The sequence below is a fragment of the Rhodanobacter sp. FW102-FHT14D06 genome (genome assembly GCF_043950705.1).
Classification (GTDB): domain Bacteria; phylum Pseudomonadota; class Gammaproteobacteria; order Xanthomonadales; family Rhodanobacteraceae; genus Rhodanobacter.
Genome location: NZ_CP170722.1, coordinates 47,216 through 66,766, shown reverse-complemented (window position 1 = coordinate 66,766; position 19,551 = coordinate 47,216). Strand labels below are relative to the sequence as shown.

The following is a 19,551-nucleotide window of genomic DNA, read 5'->3' as shown; positions in this document are numbered from 1 at the left end:
CGCGCTTTCCGCGGGCCGGTCCGGCGCACCGGCGGGTGCGGTCATCATCAATCGGTCGACCGGATAGCCACGCTGGCGCGAGTGCTCCACGAGGGTCTGCAAAAGTGCGGGATCCATTGTGGGCTGGCGCGAGAGTATCCACAGGTGGTTGCGGCCGGGGCCGCCGATCACCGCCCACTGGTAGTCGGCGTCCACCTCGATCACCCAGTAGTCGGCCCATGCCATCGGCAGCCAGGTCAGCCAGGCAGGCGCGAAGCGCACTTCCAGCGCGGCCGGCTGGTGTTTCTTCATCCGCGCCACGCCGTCGACCGACGACCGGCCCTTGCGGGTGCGGCAGGTGTTGTGCACGTGGATGGTGCCGTCGGGATTCGGCGTGTACGTGGCGACGACGGCATCGAGGCACTCGCGTTCGAAGTACATCGGCAGGCGCGCGATTTCGTACCACTGGCCGGCATACCGATGCAGGTCCAGCGACGGCACCGGCCGGTTCGGCAGGCTGGCGGCGGCAGCGGGTCCTGCGATGGCGAGGGTTGCCACGATGAGCAACTGGCGGAACATGCGCATGGTCTGGTTCCCTGGGGAATGCGTGGAGCGATCGGCCGGAAGGATCGCGGAACCGGGGCGTGCGGTCTGGCGGTAGTGTGCTTCCTGCAGGTCGATCTCGCGCACCCGCCGGTGCGAGACCTCGTCCGAGACGACGGCGGCGATGGCTGCGGCCCGGCGGGCCATGTTCTCCTCACGAAGGACCGCCGGTTCCGGCGGCAGTTCCTGGCCTTCGAGCAACGGCAGCAGGCCGATGCTGGCGACCACCAGCGAGAGCGGGATCAGCGCGGTGGCGAGGAAGATGGGCGGCCCGCCTGCGAGGAAGGGCGCGCCGTCGGGCGGCATCGGGAATGGGGAGCGGGAAACGACATCGCCGTTCGCCCTGAGCGCAGGCGCGGCGCCGAAGTCCAGGGGTGCAGCAGCGGCTGGCCGTGGCGCGTCGAAGGGCATACCATCGCCCGTTCCCGTCGCCCGTCCCCAGGCCCAGGAGATCGCGTGCAGCCGATCATCGACGTCAGACAGCTCAGCAAGACCTACGCCTCCGGTTTCCAGGCGCTCAAGCCGATCGACCTGCAGATCCGCCAGGGCGAGATTTTCGCGTTGCTCGGCCCCAATGGCGCCGGCAAGACCACCCTGATCAGCATCATCTGCGGCATCGTCAATCCCAGCGAAGGCTCCGTGCTGGCCGATGGCCACGACGTGGTTCGCGAATACCGCGCCGCGCGCTCGCAGATCGGCCTGGTGCCGCAGGAGCTGACCACCGACTCGTTCGAGACGGTGTGGAACACGGTCAGCTTCAGCCGCGGCCTGTTCGGCAGGGCGCCAGACCCGGCGTACATCGAGAAGGTGCTGAAGGACCTCTCGCTGTGGAGCAAGAAGGACAACAAGATGATCACCCTGTCCGGCGGCATGAAGCGCCGGGTGATGATCGCCAAGGCGCTGTCGCACGAGCCGCGCATCCTGTTCCTGGACGAACCCACCGCCGGCGTCGACGTGGAGCTGCGCCGCGACATGTGGACCATGGTGCGCGGCCTGCGCGCCAGTGGCGTCACCATCATCCTCACCACGCATTACATCGACGAGGCCGAGGAGATGGCCGACCGCATCGGGGTGATCAACAAGGGCGAGCTGATCCTGGTGCAGGACAAGGCCGAGCTGATGAACAGGCTCGGCCGGCGGCAACTTACCCTGCAGTTGCAGTCGCCGCTGGCGGCGATCCCCGCCGAACTTTCCGGCCACGCGCTGGAGTTGTCCGCTGACGGCCAGCAACTGGTCTACACCTTCGACGCGCAGGACGAGCGCAGCGGCATCGACGTGCTGCTGCGCCGGCTGGGCGAACTGGGCATCGACTTCAAGGATCTCAGGACCAGCCAGAGCTCGCTGGAGGACATCTTCGTGGACCTGGTCAGGGAGCGCGCATGAACATCCACGGCATCCGCGCGATCTACCGCTTCGAGATGGCGCGCACGCGGCGCACGCTGCTGCAGAGCATCGTCTCGCCGGTGATCTCCACATCGCTGTACTTCGTGGTGTTCGGCGCGGCGATCGGCTCGCACATGAACGGCATCGACGGGGTCAGCTACGGCGCCTTCATCGTGCCGGGCCTGGTGATGCTGTCGCTGCTCACGCAGAGCATCTCCAACGCCTCGTTCGGGATCTATTTCCCCAAGTTCGTCGGCACCATCTACGAGATCCTGTCGGCGCCGGTGTCGCCGTTCGAGATCGTCGCCGGCTACGTCGGCGCGGCGGCGAGCAAGTCGATCATCCTGGGCGCGATCATCCTGGCCACTGCGCGGCTGTTCGTCACCTTCGAGATCGCGCACCCGCTGTGGATGGTCGCGTTCCTGGTGCTCACCGCGGTGACCTTCAGCCTGTTCGGCTTCATCATCGGCATCTGGGCGGACAACTTCGAGAAGCTGCAACTGGTGCCGCTGCTGATCGTCACGCCGCTGACCTTCCTTGGCGGCAGTTTCTACTCGATCCACATGCTGTCGCCGCTGTGGCAGAAGGTGACCCTGTTCAACCCGGTGGTGTACCTGATCAGCGGGTTCCGCTGGAGTTTCTACGGCGTGTCGGACGTCGGCGTGGGGATCAGCCTGGGCATGACCCTGGTGTTCCTCGGCATCTGCCTGGGACTGGTGTGGTGGATCTTCCGCAGCGGCTACCGATTGAAGGCCTGAACCACGCCGGTTGAACGAATCGCGCGGGCTCCAGTCCCAGCACTATTTGAAGGCAACCACGGGGAAGTTCATGCGCAGGCAGACATCAACCGGAAGCTGGGTCGCCGCGGCGATCGTGGTGATCGTCCTGGTCGGGGCGGGGGGCTGGCTGGTGCGACGCGCCATGCAGCCCGAGGCGGCGAGCCCGCCGACGGCGGAAATGGCGCAACCGGCGACGAGCCGCAGCGCGGCGGCGCCGATCCAGCATCCGATCGCGCAGGCACAGGCGCAGGCCTTCCCGGCCAGCGCCTCCACCGCGCCGCTGCCGGCGCTGGACCAGAGCGACGACGACGTGCTGGCCGCCCTGCAGCGGCTGGCCGGCGACAGCGAGCTGTCTCTGCTGCTGGTGCGCCCGCAGATCATCAACCGCATCGTGGCCAGCATCGACGCCATGCCCGGGCGCAGCCTCGGCGGCATCATGATGCCCGCGAGGCCGCCCAAGGGTGCCTTCGTCACCGGCGAAATAGACGGCCAAACCGTGATCGGCGAAGCCAACGCCGCCCGCTATGCGCCGTACATGGCGATCGTCGAGCAGGTCGATCCGCAGGCGCTGGTAGCCTGGTACGTGCACGCCTATCCGCTGTTCCAGCAGGCCTACGAACACCTGGGCTACCCGCACGGCTACTTCAATGACCGCCTGATCGTGGTGATCGACAACCTGCTCGCCGCGCCCGAGCCCGCCACGCCGCCGGCACTGCTGCCGTCCAGGGGCCAGTACGTGTTCGCCGATCCGGCGCTGGAAGCGCGCTCCGCCGGCCAGCGCCTGCTGCTGCGCACCGGAGCGGCCAACGAAGCGAAGATCAAGGCCCGGCTGCGCACGATCCGCGGCCTGCTGGTCGGCCAGCACCTGCAGCCTGCCGCGGCGGGTTCGGCCACTGGAGCCGCCACGCTGAAATAGCCAGGCTGCCGACTCATCAACGGGTAGGAGCCCGCCTGCGGGCGATGCTCTCGCGAATCCCGAATCCCGGCTACTAAAGCATCGCCCGCAAGCGGGCTCCTACGGATACGGCGAGCCGTCCTTGTGCGTGTAGACGCCGGCCGCGCCGTCCCAGTGCAGGTCGATGTCGGGGTAGTGGCAGCGGTCGTCCGCGTGGCGACTGCCGATCTCCAGATAGACGGCTGTCTGTGCGCTCCGGTTGACCAGGTGATGACCGTCGGGACAGTTCTTCGGGAACGCCGCGAACTCGCCCGTGCGCAGCGGCTGTTCGCCGTCGTCGGTGATCAGCACCAGCTCGCCCGACAGCACGCAGACGAACTCGTCCTCGTCGGTATGCCAGTGCCGCTGGCTCGACCACGCGCCCGGCGGAAGCTGCGTGAGATTGACGCCGAAATCGGCGAGGCCGCCGGCATCGCCCAGCGCCTGCCTGGTGCGCGCGCCGGCGAAGGCGGCAAACGGCGGCGGATAGCCTGAGCCCTTGCGCTCGGGCACCTGGCTGACATCGATCTTCGGCATGGGGATTCTCCGGCGTGGATGGCGATTGTCCACCGAAAGCGCGCCGTTGCCGTGAATGAGCGCTTTCTGTACACCCGACCGGCTACAGTGGGACGACGTCGCGAGACCGTGCGCGGAGGACGGAATCATGATGCGTGGCTGCTGGCTGATCGTTCTGATGCTGGCGTGGCTGGTGCCATCGGCCCCGTCGCGCGCCGAACCGCCGGTGGCTGCGCCTTCGGCGATGGTGGCGCGGATCACCCTGGACGGACCGATCGGGCCGGCTGCAGCGGAGTACTTCGACGACGCGGCGCAACGCGCGGTAGCCGACGGCGCGGTGGCGATCGTGCTGCAACTGGACACACCGGGCGGGCTGTCCGAGTCGATGCGCCAGATCATCGGCCGCATGCTGGCGCTGCCGGTGCCGGTACTGGTCTACGTGGCGCCGGGTGGTGCGCGTGCTGCTTCGGCCGGCACCTACATCCTTTATGCGGGGCAGGTTGCCGCAATGGCGCCGGCCACCCACCTGGGTGCGGCGACACCGGTATCGCTGGGTGGCGCCACGCCGATGCCGTTGCCGGTGCCGCAGGCGAGCGAGCCGGCCAGGGCCGGTTCCGGCGCGCCGCCCGCGCAGGATGAGGCCGGCGACAACGCCGAATCGAACAAGGTGCTGAACGACGCGATCGCCTACCTCCGCTCGCTGGCCCAGTTGCGCCATCGCAACGCGGTCTGGGCCGAGCAGGCGGTGCGCGGCGCGGCGACGCTGACCGCCAGCGAGGCAGCGCAACAACACGTGATCGACTTCGTCGCCGGCGACGTGGCCGACCTGCTGGCGAAGGCCGACGGACGCGCGGTACGCGTCGGCGAGCGTCAGGTGACCCTGCAACTGGCGGGCGCGAGCGTGCGCGACTACGTGCCGGGCGCGCGCACCCGTTTCCTGGGCATCATCACCAATCCGACCATCGCCTACCTGCTGCTGCTCGGCGGTATCTTCGGCCTGGCGCTGGAGGCGATGCACCCCGGCGCGATGCTCCCCGGCATCGTGGGCGCGATCAGCCTGCTGGTGGGCCTGTACGCCTTGCAGCTGCTGCCGGTGAATTACGCCGGGTTGGCGCTGATGGCGCTGGGCATCGGCCTGCTGGTGGCCGAGGTGGTCAACCCCACGGTGGGGGCGTTCGGCGCGGGCGGACTGGCGGCCTTCGTGATCGGCTCGGTGATGCTGATGAAGACCGGCGTGCCCGGCTACGCGGTCAACCTGGGCGTGATCGGCGGCATCGCGGTGGGCTTCGCGGCGCTGCTGGGCACGGTGGTGTGGCTGGTTTTTCGCGCGCGCCGCGCACCGCCGTTCGGCGGCGAGGCCGCGATGGTCGAGGAAACCGGCCGCCTGCTGGAAAGCGTGGCCGCCGGTGGCGAGAGCTGGGCGATGCTGCACGGCGAGCGCTGGCGCGTGCGCTGCGCGGTCGACCTGCCGGCGGGCGCCGCGGTGCGGGTGGTGTCGCGGCAAGGTTTGTTGTTGTGGGTCGAGCCGGCCCCTGCCGTCGCGACCGTTTGAGGTTTTTGACTGGAGAAGACCATGTTCGGATTCGTCGGTGTGTTGATCATCCTCGGCATCTTGCTGCTGTTCGCCGCGATCAAGATCCTGCCGGAGTACCAGCGCGGCGTGGTGCTGACCCTGGGCCGCTATACCGGCACCAAGGGCCCCGGCCTGGTGCTGCTGATCCCGGTGGTGCAGCAGATGATCCGGGTGGACTTGCGGGTCACCGTGCTGGATGTGCCGCCGCAGGACGTGATCTCGCGCGACAACGTCTCGGTGCGGGTCAATGCCGTGGTGTACTTCCGCGTGGTCGACTCGGACAAGTCGGTACTGGAGGTGGAGAACTTCCTGCAGGCCACCAGCCAGCTGGCACAGACGCGGCTGCGCTCGGTGCTGGGCCAGCACGAGCTGGACGAGATCCTGTCCCAGCGCGAGTCGATCAACCACACCTTGCAGGTCACCCTGGACGAGGCTACCGACCCGTGGGGCATCAAGGTGATGAACGTGGAGATCAAGGACGTCGATCTCAACGAGACCATGGTGCGGGCGATCGCGCGCCAGGCCGAGGCCGAACGCGAACGCCGCGCCAAGGTGATCCACGCCGAAGGCGAGATGCAGGCCGCCGAGAAGCTGCGCGATGCTGCGGCGATGCTGTCGCAACAGCCGCAGGCGCTGCAGTTGCGTTATCTGCAGACGCTGGCCGACATGTCCAACAACGGCAAATCCTCGACCATCGTGTTCCCGCTGCCGCTGGACCTGATCCGGCCGCTGATGGAGGCATTTCCGCCGAAGCCGGATTCAGGTACAAGGATTTGATTCGAATGATACTTGCTCAGGCCCGTCATCTCCGCCAAGGCGGGGATGACGGGCCTCCTGCTGCCAAAGCCGCCGGATTCGCGCTTTTGCGGGAATGACGGAAATCGGAGTCTTTTGCGGGAGCAGGCTCGATTCGGGGACGATTTTTTTTGCGAGCAAGCGACAAGATGGAAGCAGGATATTCAACGGGAAGCCTGGTCTGCGTGGGTCTGGGCATGACCCTGGGCTCGCACCTCGGCCCGCTGGCGCGCAGCCACATCGAGCAGGCCGACGTGGTTTTCGCCGGCCTCTCCGACGGCATCGTCGAGCTGTGGCTGCAGCGCATGCACCGCGACGTGCGCAGCCTGCAGGTGTACTACCGCGAGGGCAAGTCGCGCATGCAGACCTACCGGCAGATGGTCGAGGCCATCCTCACCGAGGTGCGTGCGGGCAAGAAGGTGTGCGGCGTGTTCTACGGCCATCCCGGCGTATTCGCCTGGGCGCCGCACAAGGCGATCGAGGTGGCACGCGGCGAAGGCTACGCCGCGCACATGGAACCCGGCATTTCCGCCGAGGACTGCCTGTATGCCGACCTGGGCATCGACCCCGGCAGGGTCGGCTGCCAGCACTATGAAGCCAGCCAGCTGCTGTTCTACCGGCGCCGTATCGACCCGACGGCGTACCTGGTGCTGTGGCAGGTCGGCCTGGTCGGCGACCAGTCGCTGGCGCGCTTCTCCACCGGCCCGGCCTACCGGGAGCTTTTGGTCGAGGTGCTCGCCCGCGACTACCCGCTTGACCATGAAGTGATCATCTACCGCGCCCCGACTCTTCCGATCCAGCAGGCGCGGATCGAAAGGCTGCCGCTGGGCGAGCTGCCTCAAGCGGAAGTGGACATGGCCGACACCGTGGTGGTGCCGCCGGTGCGGGCTTTGCTGGCGGATCACGAGATGAGGGCGAAGCTGGACCTGCTGGACAAGGCGGCATCCCGAGCTGCTTGCGGCGCCGGCTGATGCATCGTGGCTGCAAGGCGTCGAAAGCCCAGCGTAAGATCGCCTTGTGACGGTCCGCTTGACGGGGAGCGTCGACGAGGGCGAGGCGTGGCACGGAGTTGGCAATCAGCTGTCAATCGCTGAAGCAAGGGGGAGTCATCAGGTGCTCGACATTATTGATTTTCTGGAAACCCTGGGGCAGGACGCACAGTTGCGTTACGCGGCCCGGGATGAAGTGGGGTTTGCGCTGGCTGGGACAGAGATAGAGCCTGCGTTGCAGGCGGCGATCCTGGCCAAAGATGGGCCGGAGTTGCAGGCATTGCTTGGGCAGGTTCCGTTCTGTTGCCTGATCAGCCCTGCCAGGCCGGGCGAGGAGCAGGAAGAGTGTGACGGCAACTGCGAGGAGGGTGAGGAGAAGCAGGACGACAAGGAGAAGAGAAAAGATGGAGATTAAGGACCAAGTTTCGCGACTTGCCATTCCTGCCCTAGCGACCGCTGTTGCCTAGTTCATGAGCCGGGCTGGCAGATGTGGCTGGGTATTTGCGTGGTGCGTGCTGTTGCTTTCACCAGTGACGGACGCCGCTGCTGCCACTGCGCCCATATCCAACGATCCGACGCAGTTGCTCCGCCAGGCTGAAAACGTCGAGCCATCCAATCATGCCGTATTCAACGAGCTGATGGCTCGACTCGACAAGGTCTCGGGGAGGCTTTCGCCGCAGCAAAAGCTGCATCTGCGCTACCTGTCGGCGCGGCGGCTTGCCTTTGCTGGCAATTACGCAGCGGCGCTGCCTGCCTTGACCGCCCTTGCCGATCAAACGACGGATCCTGTCCTGGCATTTCGCGCCAGCGCCAACGTGGTCGACCTGTTGGTGGCTCAATCACGCTATGAGGAAGCCTTCGTCAGGCTCAATCCATTGCTGGATCAGCTGCCGAAGATGAAGGAAAACGATGTTCGCATCCAGGGTCTCACCGCTACGGCGCAGCTGTACACCGAGGCTGGTCAGTACGATGCTTCCATACGTTATGCGGATCAATTGATCAAGGAAAGCATAGATGCCCAGAGCGCCTGCAGAGGTTGGTTTCTCAAATCAGATGCACTGTTTGAAAGTGGCAGCCCACAGTTATCTGCGGATCAACTCCACGATGGCACGGAAGCATGTGGGAAGGCTGGCGATACACTTTTCGCACTCAGTTTTCAGTATTTGCTGGCGAGTTTCGACGTGCGGCAAGGCCGCCTCGACTCCGCCATCCGCTTGCTGCAGGCTAGCTATCCCAAGGTGCTGCGAGCGGGCTTTCCGCCCCAGGTCGCGGAGTTCGAGTCCACCCTGGCCAAGGTGCATCTGAAGCGGGACGAGCCTGTCCTGGCCGCAAAGTTTGCCAACCAGGCATTGGCGACGAATGCCAACAGACCGTACTCCGAATCGACGGCCCGGGCCTATCACGTGCTTTACGAGGTCGCCAATAGAGACGGTGACGACCGGGCGGCCCTGGCAAATCTCGAAAAATTCGTCGTAACCAACGACGGCTACATGGATCGGCTCAGTGCGAAGGCGCTTGCCTATCAGATCGTCGAGCAGAAGGTGCTGGTGAAGAAGCTGCAGGTCGAAGAGCTGGACAAGAAAAACAAGCTGCTCGGGATGCAGGGCGAACTGGATCGCAAGGAAGTCGAAACCGGCCGCCTGTACATCCTGTTGCTGCTGCTGGTGCTCGCGTCCATCGGTTTGTGGGCGTATCGCATCAAGCGCTCGCAGCTCAAGTTCATGAAACTGGCGCGGCGCGACGGACTCACCGGCATCTTCAACCGGCAGCACTTCGTCAACGAGGCGGAACGGCTGCTGCACTACTGCCGGAAGTCCGGCCGCGACGCTTGCCTGGTGCTGCTCGACCTGGATCATTTCAAGCAGGTCAACGACAACCATGGGCACGCGGTGGGCGACCGCGTGCTCCGGCGTGCGGTGGAGGCCTGCCAGAAGCATTTGCGATCCACCGACCTGTTCGGCCGGCTGGGCGGCGAGGAGTTCGGCATGCTGCTGCCCGAGTGCGGGCTGGAGCAGGTGTTGCAGCGCGTGGAGCAGATGCGCCTGGCCGTCGCCCGGGTTCCTGCCGGCGAGGCGGGCTCCGGCGTGGTTGTCTCGGCCAGCTTCGGCGTCGCGGCCGCCGCCAGCTCGGGATATGAACTGCGCCAGTTGATGACGGACGCGGACGACGCGCTTTACCGGGCCAAGCGCGAGGGGCGCAACCGGGTCAGCTTGTTCGACAGCCGGCGTATTCAGCCGAATGTGGTGTAACGAGCGCGGCCCCGGCTCTGGCGTCCCGGGCGCAACCGTTTCGGGGATACGTCGTTGAAATCGTTTTCACGCGAGGCCAGGAGCGTGCGGCTGCGGCCGATGACACAAGGCGACGAAGCCCTGTTTCATGCGCTTTATACCGATCCCGAGACCATGCGTTTCGTCGGTGCGGCGTGGACTCCGGCCGAGGCCGCGAAACGTTTCCAGAGAATTCTCCAGCGCGGGCAAGGATCGCCGCCGGCTGACCGCTACCTGGTCATCGTGGGAGAGGTCACGCCGGACCCTCTGGGTATTTGCGGCTCCTCACACTATGATCCGAATGCCATGCGGCTCGAACTCGGCATGATGTTGTTGCCGCAGGGGCGCAGGTTGGGGGTGGGGAGGGCGGCACTGGGGACTCTGGTGGACTACATGTTTCGGGAATCGCCGGCTGTGGAGGTGTACGCGCGCTTCGCCGCCGTAAACAGGGCGGCGGGAAACCTGATGGCACGCGCAGGCTTCCACCCTAGTCCTGTTACGGGGAAAGAGAGGCACGAATCCGCCACGTGCGAGTGGTCAATTTTTCGGTCTGAATGGCGCATGGAAAAATCAATCAACAGTTGGGGATAACCGATGTCCAATGTGATCGACTTTCTGGAAAGGATGGGGCGGGACGCAGGGCTTCGCTATGGCGCGCGTGCCGAGCTCGGATTGGCACTCGGCAACGAAGGTATCCAGCCTGCATTGCAAGAACTGATTCTTGCTGGCGACAGTGTGAAGTTGGCCGATGTGTTGGGGCAAGGGGTCATGTGCTGCCTTCTGTTCCCGGTCAAGGAAGATGAAGAGACCGAGGAAGGTGGCGAGGACGAGGCTCCCTCACGAGATGACGATGTTGCCTCGCGGAGTGGCTGCCTCGTGTCGTCCTGCGTGGGGTAGTTGCGCATGCGCGGCAACACGCCATGGATTCCTGCCGGGTTGTTTTGCCTGGCCTGCCTCGTTGCGCCCGTGTTGTTCGCTGGTGCAACGGCGGCGAGTCCAGCGCAATTGCTTGAGAGGGCTGAGAACCTCAAGACGTCGGATCATGTCGAGTTTGGTGCGCTGTTGAAGCAACTTGAAGGCGGTGAGATGCGCTTGTCTGCGCAAGAGCAGTTGCACCTGCGCTACCTCAGGGCGTTTCAGATTGGCTATGGCGGTCACTATGACTCAGCCATCTCGCTCATGAACTCCGTCATCGAGCAGTCTGCCGATCCGATATTGCGATTTCGTGCGAGCGCCACTTCCATCAATTTTCTTGAAATTTCGGCCCACTATGAGGAAGCGTTCTCGCGGTTGCACCAACTGCTTCTCCAGCTCCCGCAAATCTCAGACCAGGCGGTGCGCTTGCAGATTCTGAGTATTGCAACTCAGCTCTACATCGAAGCCGGACAGTACGATTTGGCCACTCAATATGTCGATCCGCTGGTCAGGGATAGTCCGGCGGGCAAGGGTGAGTGCAAGGCGATGACGTTGAAGTTGCAGGTGCTGTACAAGAGTCGGCAGCTGCAATCCCTGGGCAATCAGTTTCAATCCGGCATTGATTCCTGCGTCAAGGCAGGCGAACCGATCTTTGTCGGAGCCATACAGTCCTTCGTAGCCGGTTTCAATCTGCAGCATGATCGTGTGGATGACGCCATCAAACTGCTGAAGGACGGCTATGGCGCAGTCAAACGCACGCGCTATCCCCCTTTGATATCGACCTTTGACGCCATGCTGGCTGAGGCTTATTGGAGAGGTGGAAAGCATGAGCTTGCCCGTCAGTACGCGCTTGATGCGATCGCCAATGGAATAAAGAACGAGTACACCGAGTCGGTGACCACGGCGTATCGCATGTTGTATCTCGTCGATAAAGAGCAAGGTGATGCTCTCGCTGCCCTGGCCAGCCTCGAGAAATACACGGAGGCCGACAAGGGATATCTCAGCGATGTGAGTGCCAGGGCGCTCGCCTTTCAGGTCGTCAATCAAAAGGTGTTGGCAAAGAAACTCCAGGTCGACACGCTTGCCAAGCAGAACAAGATCCTGCAGCTGCAGCAGGCGCTCAGCAAGAAGGCCGTGGAGGCGGGGCGGCTGTGGATCATCCTGCTGGTGTTGCTGCTGTGTTCCATCGGCTTCATCACCTATCGCATCAGGCGCTCGCAGCTCAAGTTCATGAAACTGGCGCGGCGCGACGGGCTTACCGGCATCTTCAACCGGCAGCATTTCGTCGGCGAGGCGGAGCGGCTGCTGCAGTACTGCCGCAAGTCCGACCGGGTGGCCTGCCTGGTGCTGCTGGACCTGGATCATTTCAAGCAGGTCAACGACACCCATGGCCATGCGGTGGGTGACCGCGTGCTCCGGCGCGCGGTGGCTGCCTGCCAGGCGCATCTGCGCTCCACCGACCTGTTCGGCCGCCTCGGCGGCGAGGAGTTCGGCGTGCTGCTGCCCGAATGCGGGCTGGACCAGGCGGTTGCACGCGTCGAGCAGATCCGCCTGGCGATTGCCTCGGTCTCCCTTGGCGAGGACGCGCCGAACGTGGCGGTTTCGGCCAGCTTCGGCGTGGCGACGGTCGCCAACTCGGGCTATGAATTGCGCCAGTTGATGACCGATGCCGACGACGCGTTGTACGAGGCCAAGCGCGAAGGCCGCAACCGGGTCAACCTGTCCAGCAGCCGGCATGTGCAATTGAGCCTGGTCTAGCTCAGTCTCGCGGCAGGACATCCGCGCCGGCCGGCGTGGACAGCGGGACGAGTGCGGGTTACAACAGGCATTCGTTCCGGCTGGGGATTTTCCGATGCGTGCGATGAGTTCGTTCCTGCTGTTTGCCGTGGGACTGGCGGTGCTGCCGTCATCGGCCATGGCCGCCGACCCTGCCACCGAGCCTGCAGCTCTGGCGCCGTCGATCAACGCCGCCGATTTTGCCCGTTACGAGAAGACGCTCAGTTCCGACGACTTCGGCGGGCGCAAGCCCGGCACGGTGGGGGCGCAACGCACGCTGGATTTCCTGGTCGGCGAGTTCAAGCGCATGGGCTTGCAGCCGGGCAACCACGGTTCCTGGTTCCAGACCGTGCCGGTGGAAAGCACCCTGCTGCTCAATGACAAGGTGAAGCTGCAGATCACCGCCGGCGCGCGGCACGCCAGTTTCGCCAACCAGCAGGACATGGTGGTGCAGACCCTGCAGGGGAAAGCGCAGGTCGACTTGAAGGACTCGCCGGTGGTGTTCCTCGGCTACGGCGCGGATGCGCCGAACTGGCACTGGAACGATTACGCCGGCGTAGACGTGAAGGGCAAGACGGTGATCGTGCTGGTCAACGATCCGGGCTTTGCCAGTGGCGATCCGAAATTGTTCAACGGCCGCGCCATGACCTATTACGGCCGCTGGACCTACAAGTATGCCGAGGCTGCGCTGCAGGGTGCGGCGGCGTGTTTCATCGTGCACACCAGCGACGCGGCGGCGGGTTACCCGTTCAGCGTGTTGCAGAACGGCAACCGCGGCCCGCAGTTGAGCCTGCCATCGAGTGTCGATCCCGCGCCGCGCCTGCCGGTAGCCGGGTGGCTCACCCATGCCGCCGCCACGCGCCTGTTCGCCGCCGCCGGCAAGGATTTCGACGCGCTCGCCGCGGCAGCCGCGAAACCGGGCTTCAAGCCGGTGCCGCTCGGCGCGACCGCCTCGATCAGCCTCAGGAACAAGATCGACCACTTCGAATCGAAGAACGTGCTGGCCATGATCCCCGGCGACTACAAGCCCGACGAGGTGGTGGTCTATACCGCGCACTGGGATCACCTGGGCACCGACCCTTCGCGGCCCGGCCACAAGGTGTACGGCGGCGCGATCGACAACGGCACCGGCCTGAGCATGCTGCTGGAAATCGCCGGCGCCTTCGCGCAGCAGCGCACGCCGCCCGAGCGCAGCATCTTGTTCTTCATGCCCACGCTGGAGGAATCGGGCCTGCTCGGCTCGCAGTACTACGCGGCGCAACCGGTGTTTGCGCTCAACCGCACCGTGGCCGATATCGCGGTGGACGCGTTGCCGATCATCGGCCGCGCCCACGACATGACCGTCATCGGCAAGGGCCAGTCGCAGCTGGAGGACATGCTGGCCGACGTGCTGAAAGCCCAGGGCCGGGTGATCTCGCCGGAGACCACGCCGGAGAACGGTTTCTACTTCCGCTCCGACCATTTCAACTTCGCCCGCGCCGGGGTGCCGGCCATGCTGGCCAGTTCCGGCCTCGACCTGCTGGACGGCGGCGAGGCGGCCGGTCGCAAGGCCGCCGAGGATTACACCGCGCATCGTTACCACACGCCGAATGATGTATTCGATCCGGCCTGGGATTACTCGGGCATCCTCGAAGACACCCAGGCGCTGTACGAATTGGGCCAATACCTGAGCCACGCCGGCGTGTGGCCGGCGTGGTACGCCGACAGCCCGTTCAAGGCCAGGCGCGACAAGATGATGGCACCGCCGGCCAAGCAACCCTAGGCGCGTTTCGCGGGCAATAAAGAGCCGGCGGGCAGTGTCCGCCGGCTCTTGTTCTTGCCGAATCCCGAATCCCCAAGGATGCTTTGATCAAGTCTTTGCCCGTCATTCCAGCGAACGCTGGAATCCAGTGCCTTCAAATAATTGCCGAGGCGCTGGATCCCGGCGTTCGCCGGGATGACGGATGGTTCGGACCTTCCCTGATCCCTGCTCAAGAGCATCGCCCACGAGCGGGCTCCTGCAGGTATTGCCTCAAGGTTTCACTGATCCGTCCAGCTTGTCGAAATGGACGATGGCGTTGAGCACCAGCGGGTAGCTGCCGATGGTTTCGCCGCGCCACATCGGATTGCTGGCGAACAGCAGCACGTGGCCCTTGCCGTAGCGCGCATCGACCACGGCGGCGCGCTCGGCCATTTCGCTGCCGTGGTCGAGCAGGCCGGCGATCAGCAGCTTGTCGGCGGCGGCGAAGCGCAGGATCACCTGCGGCTGCTGGTCGGCCGGGATCACCCAGGGGTTGTTGCGCAGCTGCTCCGCGTTGAGCGGCGTGGCCTGCCATGGCTTGACGTCGGGCAGCGCCTCGGGTTCGACGGCGGCGCGTCCCTCGGGTGTGTCGGTGTCGTGCGGGCCACCGCGGCCGGTTGCGCGCTGGAAATCCTTCGCCGTCGGCAGGCCGTGGTCGCCCGTGACCAGGTTGGAGATCTTGAACGATTGCCCTTCGGCGCTGTAGATCGCCAGGTCGTCGCGCGTGTAGCTGGCGGCGATCGGGCTCTTGCGGTCGACGAACTGCGCCTGCAGCACGCTGCCGACCACCTTGAGCTTGTCGGTCGGGGTGACCGAGACGCCCGGCGCCAGGCCCACGTCGATCGCGAAGCGCGCGGTGTCCTCGGCGGTGATCAGCAGGCCGCCCTCGTGCACGAAGCGCTTCAGATTGGCGACGCCGGATTCGCCCAGGCCGGGGCGGATGTCGTCGGTGCTGTCGATGCGGCCGATGTTGGGGGTCAATTCGGTGGTCTTCCACGGCATCGGCTCGCCCCACATCGGCAGGCCGTCGATGATGCGGCGGCCGCTGGCGCCGCCGATCGGGCCGAACAGGATCACGTCGTACTTCGCGCGCAGGTCGCCGAGTTTCGCCACGTCCTGGGTGCTGATGTAGTCGTACTTCACCTGCAACCGGTCCAGCGCCATGCGCCACCAGCCCTCGGTCTGCGTGCTGAGCCAGGTGTGCATCACCGCGATGCGCGGGAGTTTCGCGTTCGGCAGGTCGATCGCGGCCAGCCCCGCCGGCACGTCCACCGCCGCGTCGAGCTTGCGCATCGGCGCTTTCAGGATGGAGCTGTCGGTGACGCGCACCACTTCCACGTCGAACAGGTCGCCCATCGACCAGGCGGTGTCGTCATAGGGGTGCTGCTGCGGGTCCTTCGGCGACCAGTACTGGCGGTCGAGCAGGGTGTCGGCGATGCGCGAGTAGGGCTGATCCATGCGCACGACGATGCTGCCGGCGGGGAAACGGCGCGTGCGCGCCGGCTGCTCCTTGCCCTCATCGTCCTTCGCCGCCGGCAGGCTGACCTTGATCGGCGCCGTGCTGCGGCTCAGTTCCACGTGCTGGCGCTGCAGGATGCGCAGCAACTGCGCCTGCGAGCCGGGGCGCGCGTCGTCGGCGGGAAACACGTAGGCGGCCGGGCCGGCGTTCTGCGGTTTCTCGATCGAGCGCTTGCTCTTCAGGTAGTAGTTCTTCAGGAACAGCTGACCGTTGTCGGAAAAATACTTCAGCGCGGTGAGCAGGCCGGTCTGCTGGTAATTGTTGTTGTTGCGCTGCGACCAGGTCACCACCGGCAGCGGCGGGTTCGGCTTGTACCAGGTGCGCTGGTACTCCTCCGGTTCCAGGATGCGCTTGACGGTGTCGGCACCGTCGTTGCCGAAGGTCTCGTAGAGCCGGCTGATGCCGTTGTGCATGGCGGCGATGAACATCAGGTAGCCCGGGCTCCAGGTGTCGAAGCTGCCGTGGGTGAACACGCCGGGCATGCCGAGCTTGGTCATCTGTTGCACGTTGTCCCAGCCCAACTGCTGCCACTCGCCGGTGAGGATGGGATCGATCCAGGCGTTGTACGGGCCGTCGCCGACGGTGTTGTCGTAGAGGAAAGGCACCGACTCGTGCAGGTCGTGCAACACCTGCGCGTGCCAGCCGATGAAGGTGTCGGCGACGTTGCGGGTGAGGTTCAACGTCATCGCCATCGCGTCGCGGTTGTTGTCGTGCGCCACGTAATGGCCCCAGTACAGCAGGCGCGGATAGTTCCGGCCGGGATGGGCGCGATGCCAGTTGTAGCGGTCCACCTGGCGGTCGCGGCCGTCCACCTCGACGATCGGCGTGATCAGGGTGATCACGTGCGAGCGGATGTGCTTGATGTAGGGCGCGTCGTCCACCGCCAGCCGGTAGGCCAGTTCCATCAGCGCGGTGGGCGAGCCGGTTTCGGTGGAGTGGATGGCGCCGGTGATGTAGTAGACCGGGGTGGACTGGGCGATCAGCGTGTCGGCGGCAGCATCGTCCATGCCGATCGTGCGCGGGTCGGCCAGCTTGGCCAGGCGTGCGTTGTTGGCATCCAGGCCGGCCAGCAGATCTTCATCGGCCACGGCGACCGCGATCATCGGGCGGCCCTCCTCGCTTTGGCCGATGGTGAACACCTTCACCCGCGGGCTGGCCGCCGCCAGCGCCCGGAAGTAGCGGTAGACGTCGGTGGAGTAGGGCAGGTAATTCGGCGCGCCGGCGATGTGGCCGAGCACCTTCAGCGGCGTCGGCACGGTAGCCGAGGCGGGCAGGTAGTCGGTCAGCGGCGAGTTGAACGATGGATCGGTGGTGTCCTTCAGGATCTGCGCCGTGTACGCCTGGTCGACCGGTTGCGCCGGGTCACGCGCGTAGGTGATCGAGCCGTTCGGCTCGGTGGCGGCGGTGGCTGCACAACTGGCCAACGCCAGCAGGGCAAGCAACGGGATTCGACAACAAGCGGGCATGGCCATGGCTCCCCTTCGCAACGTGGCAACGGATCGTTGCACTGTGCCAGAACGCGGGCGCGCTTGCCCGGGCCGTGTCGGGGTGGTTATCAGCTGGCCGAGCCGGCCGCGGTCGGCCGCCGCCATGGCGGCGGGCGGCCGGGCCGGCTTGGGTCACTTGGTGGGTGCGGCAACCGCCGTCGGGGCACCCGGGCCGATGCTGGAGCCGACGAACTGCACGATCTGCTGGTACAGCTCGGCCACGTTCTTCTCGTCGTAGAAGCCGTGGCCCTCGTCGGGCTGGTCGATCCAGGCGTGCGCCACGTGGCGGTCGAGCAGGGCCGTGTGCAGGCTGCGGCCCTGGATCGACGGCACGCGCTTGTCCTTGCCGCCAACCACCAGCATGACCCTGGCCTTGAGTCGGTCCAGCTGGTTGATCGGCGAGCGCCGCGCCAGCGTGTCCATGTCCGTGCCCAGCACGCGCTGCAGGTAGTTCTCGCCGGAGGTGGACTGCGGTATGTCGCCGCGCCGGTACATCAGGGCGAGGTCATACACGCCCACGTAGCCGATGGCGCACTTGTACAGGTCGGGCTCCTTCACTGCGCCCTCCAGCGCCGCGTAGCCGCCGTAGCTGCCGCCGAAGATGCAGATGCGGTTCGGATCGGCGAGGCCCTGCGCGATCGCCCAGCGGGTGGCGTCGGTGACGTCGTCCTGCATCTTGCCGCCCCATTCGAGCCAGCCGGCCTTCTCGAAGGCGTAGCCGTAACCGCCGGAGCCGCGATAGTTCACCTGCAACACCAGGTAGCCGCGGGTGGCCAGCATCTGCACGTAGGGGTCGAAGTCCCAATCGTCGCGCACGCCGTAGGGGCCACCGTGGACCAGCACCACCATCGGCAGGTGCCGGGCGGTTTCGAGCCCCGGCGGGAAGCTGGCGTAACCCTGCAACTTCAACCCGTCGCGGGCGGAGAACGCGAACGGCTGCTTGGTCGCCATTCGGACGGGGTCGATCCAGCGTTCCGTGGCCAGCAAGGAGGTGAGCTTGCCGGCCTTGCGGTCGAACAGGTAGAAGTGGCCCGGGTCGCTGTCCGCGGACACGTACAGGATGCAGAGGGCGCCGTCGCGGGTGCCGGAAACGATGCGCGCGTATTCGCCCGGGAAGTGCTGCATCAACCCCACCGCCGTCTTCGCTGCCGGCGCGTTGCCATCGAACAGCGCCACGCCTGGCCGCCCATCCTCGAAACCGACGCCGATGATCTGGTCGTCGGCGGGACCGAAGATCAGCGCGTTCGCCTCGACCGTCGGGTTGCTCCACAGCTCGGTCAGCTTGCCGGTGGCCGGGTCCCAGCGACACACCCCGAAGCCGCCCGCCTTCGGCGAGCAGCTGAAGTAGGCATGGCTGTCGTCCGCGTCGAACGCCCACGGAAAGGAGCGGCTGGCCTCGAACTCCGGCAGCTCCTTCCAGCCGTCCGCATCCACCGGGTGGGTGTACACCTTCGGGTTGCCGTTGGCGTCGAGTCCGGCGGCAAAGCGGATGCGGCCCTGGTGGTCGGCCACGAACGTCATGTCGCGACCGGGGGCGTTGATGATGGGCGCGATGTCGCCGCTGCGCAGGTCCATCCGCACCGCCCGGGACAGCTCGCCCTCGTTGCCCGAGCCGGACCAGGAGCTGATCGAGACCAGCGCGTGGTTGGGATCGCCGGGAATCGGCGCGATGAACGTCGCCGTGCCGTACTTGCCGTCGTTGCGCTGCGTCAGCCACCTCACCGAACTGCCGCCCTTGCGGTAGCCGTACAGCAGCAGCGGATTGCCGCCATCGGCCTCGACGCCGAACAGTTCGCCGGTGGACAGCGGCACGTCGTACCCACCCACGTGCTCGCCGACGCTGTAGACCACGTGGGTGGGCGAAGCCCACCAGAAGTCGATGACGTCGTCTCCCTCGCGCGGGCGCACCACGTGCCCCTTCATGTCGGACAGGTGGATCAGTGCCAGCGAGCGCTGCCCCTTGACCAGGCCCATTGCCGCCAGGTACTGCCCGTCCGGAGAAATCTTCACCTCCGTGTATTCGGGATGTCTCGCCAGATCGGCAAACGACACTGGCGCGGCGTGGACCACGCCCGCACAGACCAGCAACAGGGCCGCAACCTTGCACCGAATATCCATCTCTGATTTCCCCCCCCTGGACGCGACCGTCCGGATGGCGGCCACGCGATCGCTTATTTATAGCAGTCAGAGATCGCATTTTGGAAACGCAGGAACTTGCGCCCGCACCGGTGTCGACTCCGGCCACATTGACATGAC

General features: G+C 65.7%; 15 protein-coding genes and 1 pseudogene. 12 read left to right on the top strand and 4 right to left on the bottom strand.

Features of this window, described 5'->3' with window-relative positions; genetic code table 11:
* Positions 1–33: 33 nt before the first annotated feature.
* Positions 34–564, bottom strand: a pseudogene (locus ACFCQI_RS00340) (lipocalin family protein); the annotation flags it as partial.
* A gap of 474 nt (positions 565–1,038) precedes the next feature.
* On the opposite strand from ACFCQI_RS00340, the gene ACFCQI_RS00335 reads away from it, so the two are divergent.
* The 3 genes from ACFCQI_RS00335 to ACFCQI_RS00325 all read left to right on the top strand — a co-directional run bounded on the left by ACFCQI_RS00335 (position 1,039) and on the right by ACFCQI_RS00325 (position 3,660).
* Entirely contained in the window at positions 1,039–1,965 is a 927-nt protein-coding gene (locus ACFCQI_RS00335) for an ABC transporter ATP-binding protein (protein WP_395119293.1), read from the top strand.
* Positions 1,962–2,723, top strand: coding sequence for an ABC transporter permease (locus ACFCQI_RS00330; protein ID WP_395119292.1), 762 nt, complete (start codon positions 1,962–1,964; stop codon positions 2,721–2,723). The genes ACFCQI_RS00335 and ACFCQI_RS00330 overlap by 4 nt, the downstream gene beginning before the upstream one ends.
* Positions 2,724–2,793: 70 nt before the next feature.
* Entirely contained in the window at positions 2,794–3,660 is an 867-nt protein-coding gene (locus ACFCQI_RS00325; protein WP_395119291.1) for a DUF3014 domain-containing protein, read from the top strand.
* A 99-nt stretch (positions 3,661–3,759) separates the two neighbouring features.
* Here ACFCQI_RS00325 and ACFCQI_RS00320 read toward each other — a convergent pair whose 3' ends face one another.
* Positions 3,760–4,215: a cupin domain-containing protein gene (locus ACFCQI_RS00320; protein ID WP_395119290.1), complete on the bottom strand. Its 456-nt coding sequence runs from the start codon at positions 4,213–4,215 to the stop codon at positions 3,760–3,762.
* Between the two features lie 127 nt (positions 4,216–4,342).
* Between ACFCQI_RS00320 and ACFCQI_RS00315 the strand changes: the two genes are divergently transcribed.
* The 9 genes from ACFCQI_RS00315 to ACFCQI_RS00275 all read left to right on the top strand — a co-directional run bounded on the left by ACFCQI_RS00315 (position 4,343) and on the right by ACFCQI_RS00275 (position 14,271).
* Positions 4,343–5,746 carry a nodulation protein NfeD gene (locus tag ACFCQI_RS00315; protein WP_395119289.1) on the top strand — a complete coding sequence of 468 codons (1,404 nt, stop codon included), beginning with the start codon at positions 4,343–4,345 and terminating at the stop codon, positions 5,744–5,746.
* Between the two features lie 21 nt (positions 5,747–5,767).
* Positions 5,768–6,544, top strand: a complete 777-nt coding sequence (locus ACFCQI_RS00310; RefSeq protein WP_395119288.1) for a slipin family protein — start codon at positions 5,768–5,770, stop codon at positions 6,542–6,544.
* A gap of 167 nt (positions 6,545–6,711) precedes the next feature.
* Positions 6,712–7,533 (top strand): SAM-dependent methyltransferase, encoded by an 822-nt coding sequence (locus ACFCQI_RS00305; RefSeq protein ID WP_395119287.1) that lies wholly within the window; start codon positions 6,712–6,714, stop codon positions 7,531–7,533.
* 142 nt (positions 7,534–7,675) lie between these two features.
* Entirely contained in the window at positions 7,676–7,966 is a 291-nt protein-coding gene (locus ACFCQI_RS00300) for a hypothetical protein (protein WP_395119286.1), read from the top strand.
* 103 nt (positions 7,967–8,069) lie between these two features.
* Positions 8,070–9,800, top strand: coding sequence for a diguanylate cyclase (locus ACFCQI_RS00295; protein WP_395119285.1), 1,731 nt, complete (start codon positions 8,070–8,072; stop codon positions 9,798–9,800).
* 54 nt (positions 9,801–9,854) lie between these two features.
* On the top strand, positions 9,855–10,409 hold the full coding sequence (locus ACFCQI_RS00290) for a GNAT family N-acetyltransferase (protein ID WP_395119284.1): 555 nt from the start codon (positions 9,855–9,857) through the stop codon (positions 10,407–10,409).
* 3 nt (positions 10,410–10,412) lie between these two features.
* Positions 10,413–10,715 (top strand): hypothetical protein, encoded by a 303-nt coding sequence (locus tag ACFCQI_RS00285; protein ID WP_395119283.1) that lies wholly within the window; start codon positions 10,413–10,415, stop codon positions 10,713–10,715.
* 6 nt (positions 10,716–10,721) lie between these two features.
* Positions 10,722–12,491 carry a GGDEF domain-containing protein gene (locus tag ACFCQI_RS00280; protein WP_395119282.1) on the top strand — a complete coding sequence of 590 codons (1,770 nt, stop codon included), beginning with the start codon at positions 10,722–10,724 and terminating at the stop codon, positions 12,489–12,491.
* 103 nt (positions 12,492–12,594) lie between these two features.
* Positions 12,595–14,271 carry a M28 family peptidase gene (locus ACFCQI_RS00275; RefSeq protein ID WP_395119281.1) on the top strand — a complete coding sequence of 559 codons (1,677 nt, stop codon included), beginning with the start codon at positions 12,595–12,597 and terminating at the stop codon, positions 14,269–14,271.
* Between the two features lie 249 nt (positions 14,272–14,520).
* Here ACFCQI_RS00275 and ACFCQI_RS00270 read toward each other — a convergent pair whose 3' ends face one another.
* Both ACFCQI_RS00270 and ACFCQI_RS00265 read right to left on the bottom strand, forming a co-directional pair.
* The gene (locus ACFCQI_RS00270; RefSeq protein ID WP_395119280.1) at positions 14,521–17,280 is read right to left on the bottom strand and encodes a M14 family zinc carboxypeptidase; all 2,760 of its coding nucleotides are present in this window, start codon (positions 17,278–17,280) and stop codon (positions 14,521–14,523) included.
* A gap of 147 nt (positions 17,281–17,427) precedes the next feature.
* Positions 17,428–19,305, bottom strand: coding sequence for a prolyl oligopeptidase family serine peptidase (locus tag ACFCQI_RS00265; protein WP_395119279.1), 1,878 nt, complete (start codon positions 19,303–19,305; stop codon positions 17,428–17,430).
* Between the last annotated feature and the right edge of the window lie 246 nt (positions 19,306–19,551).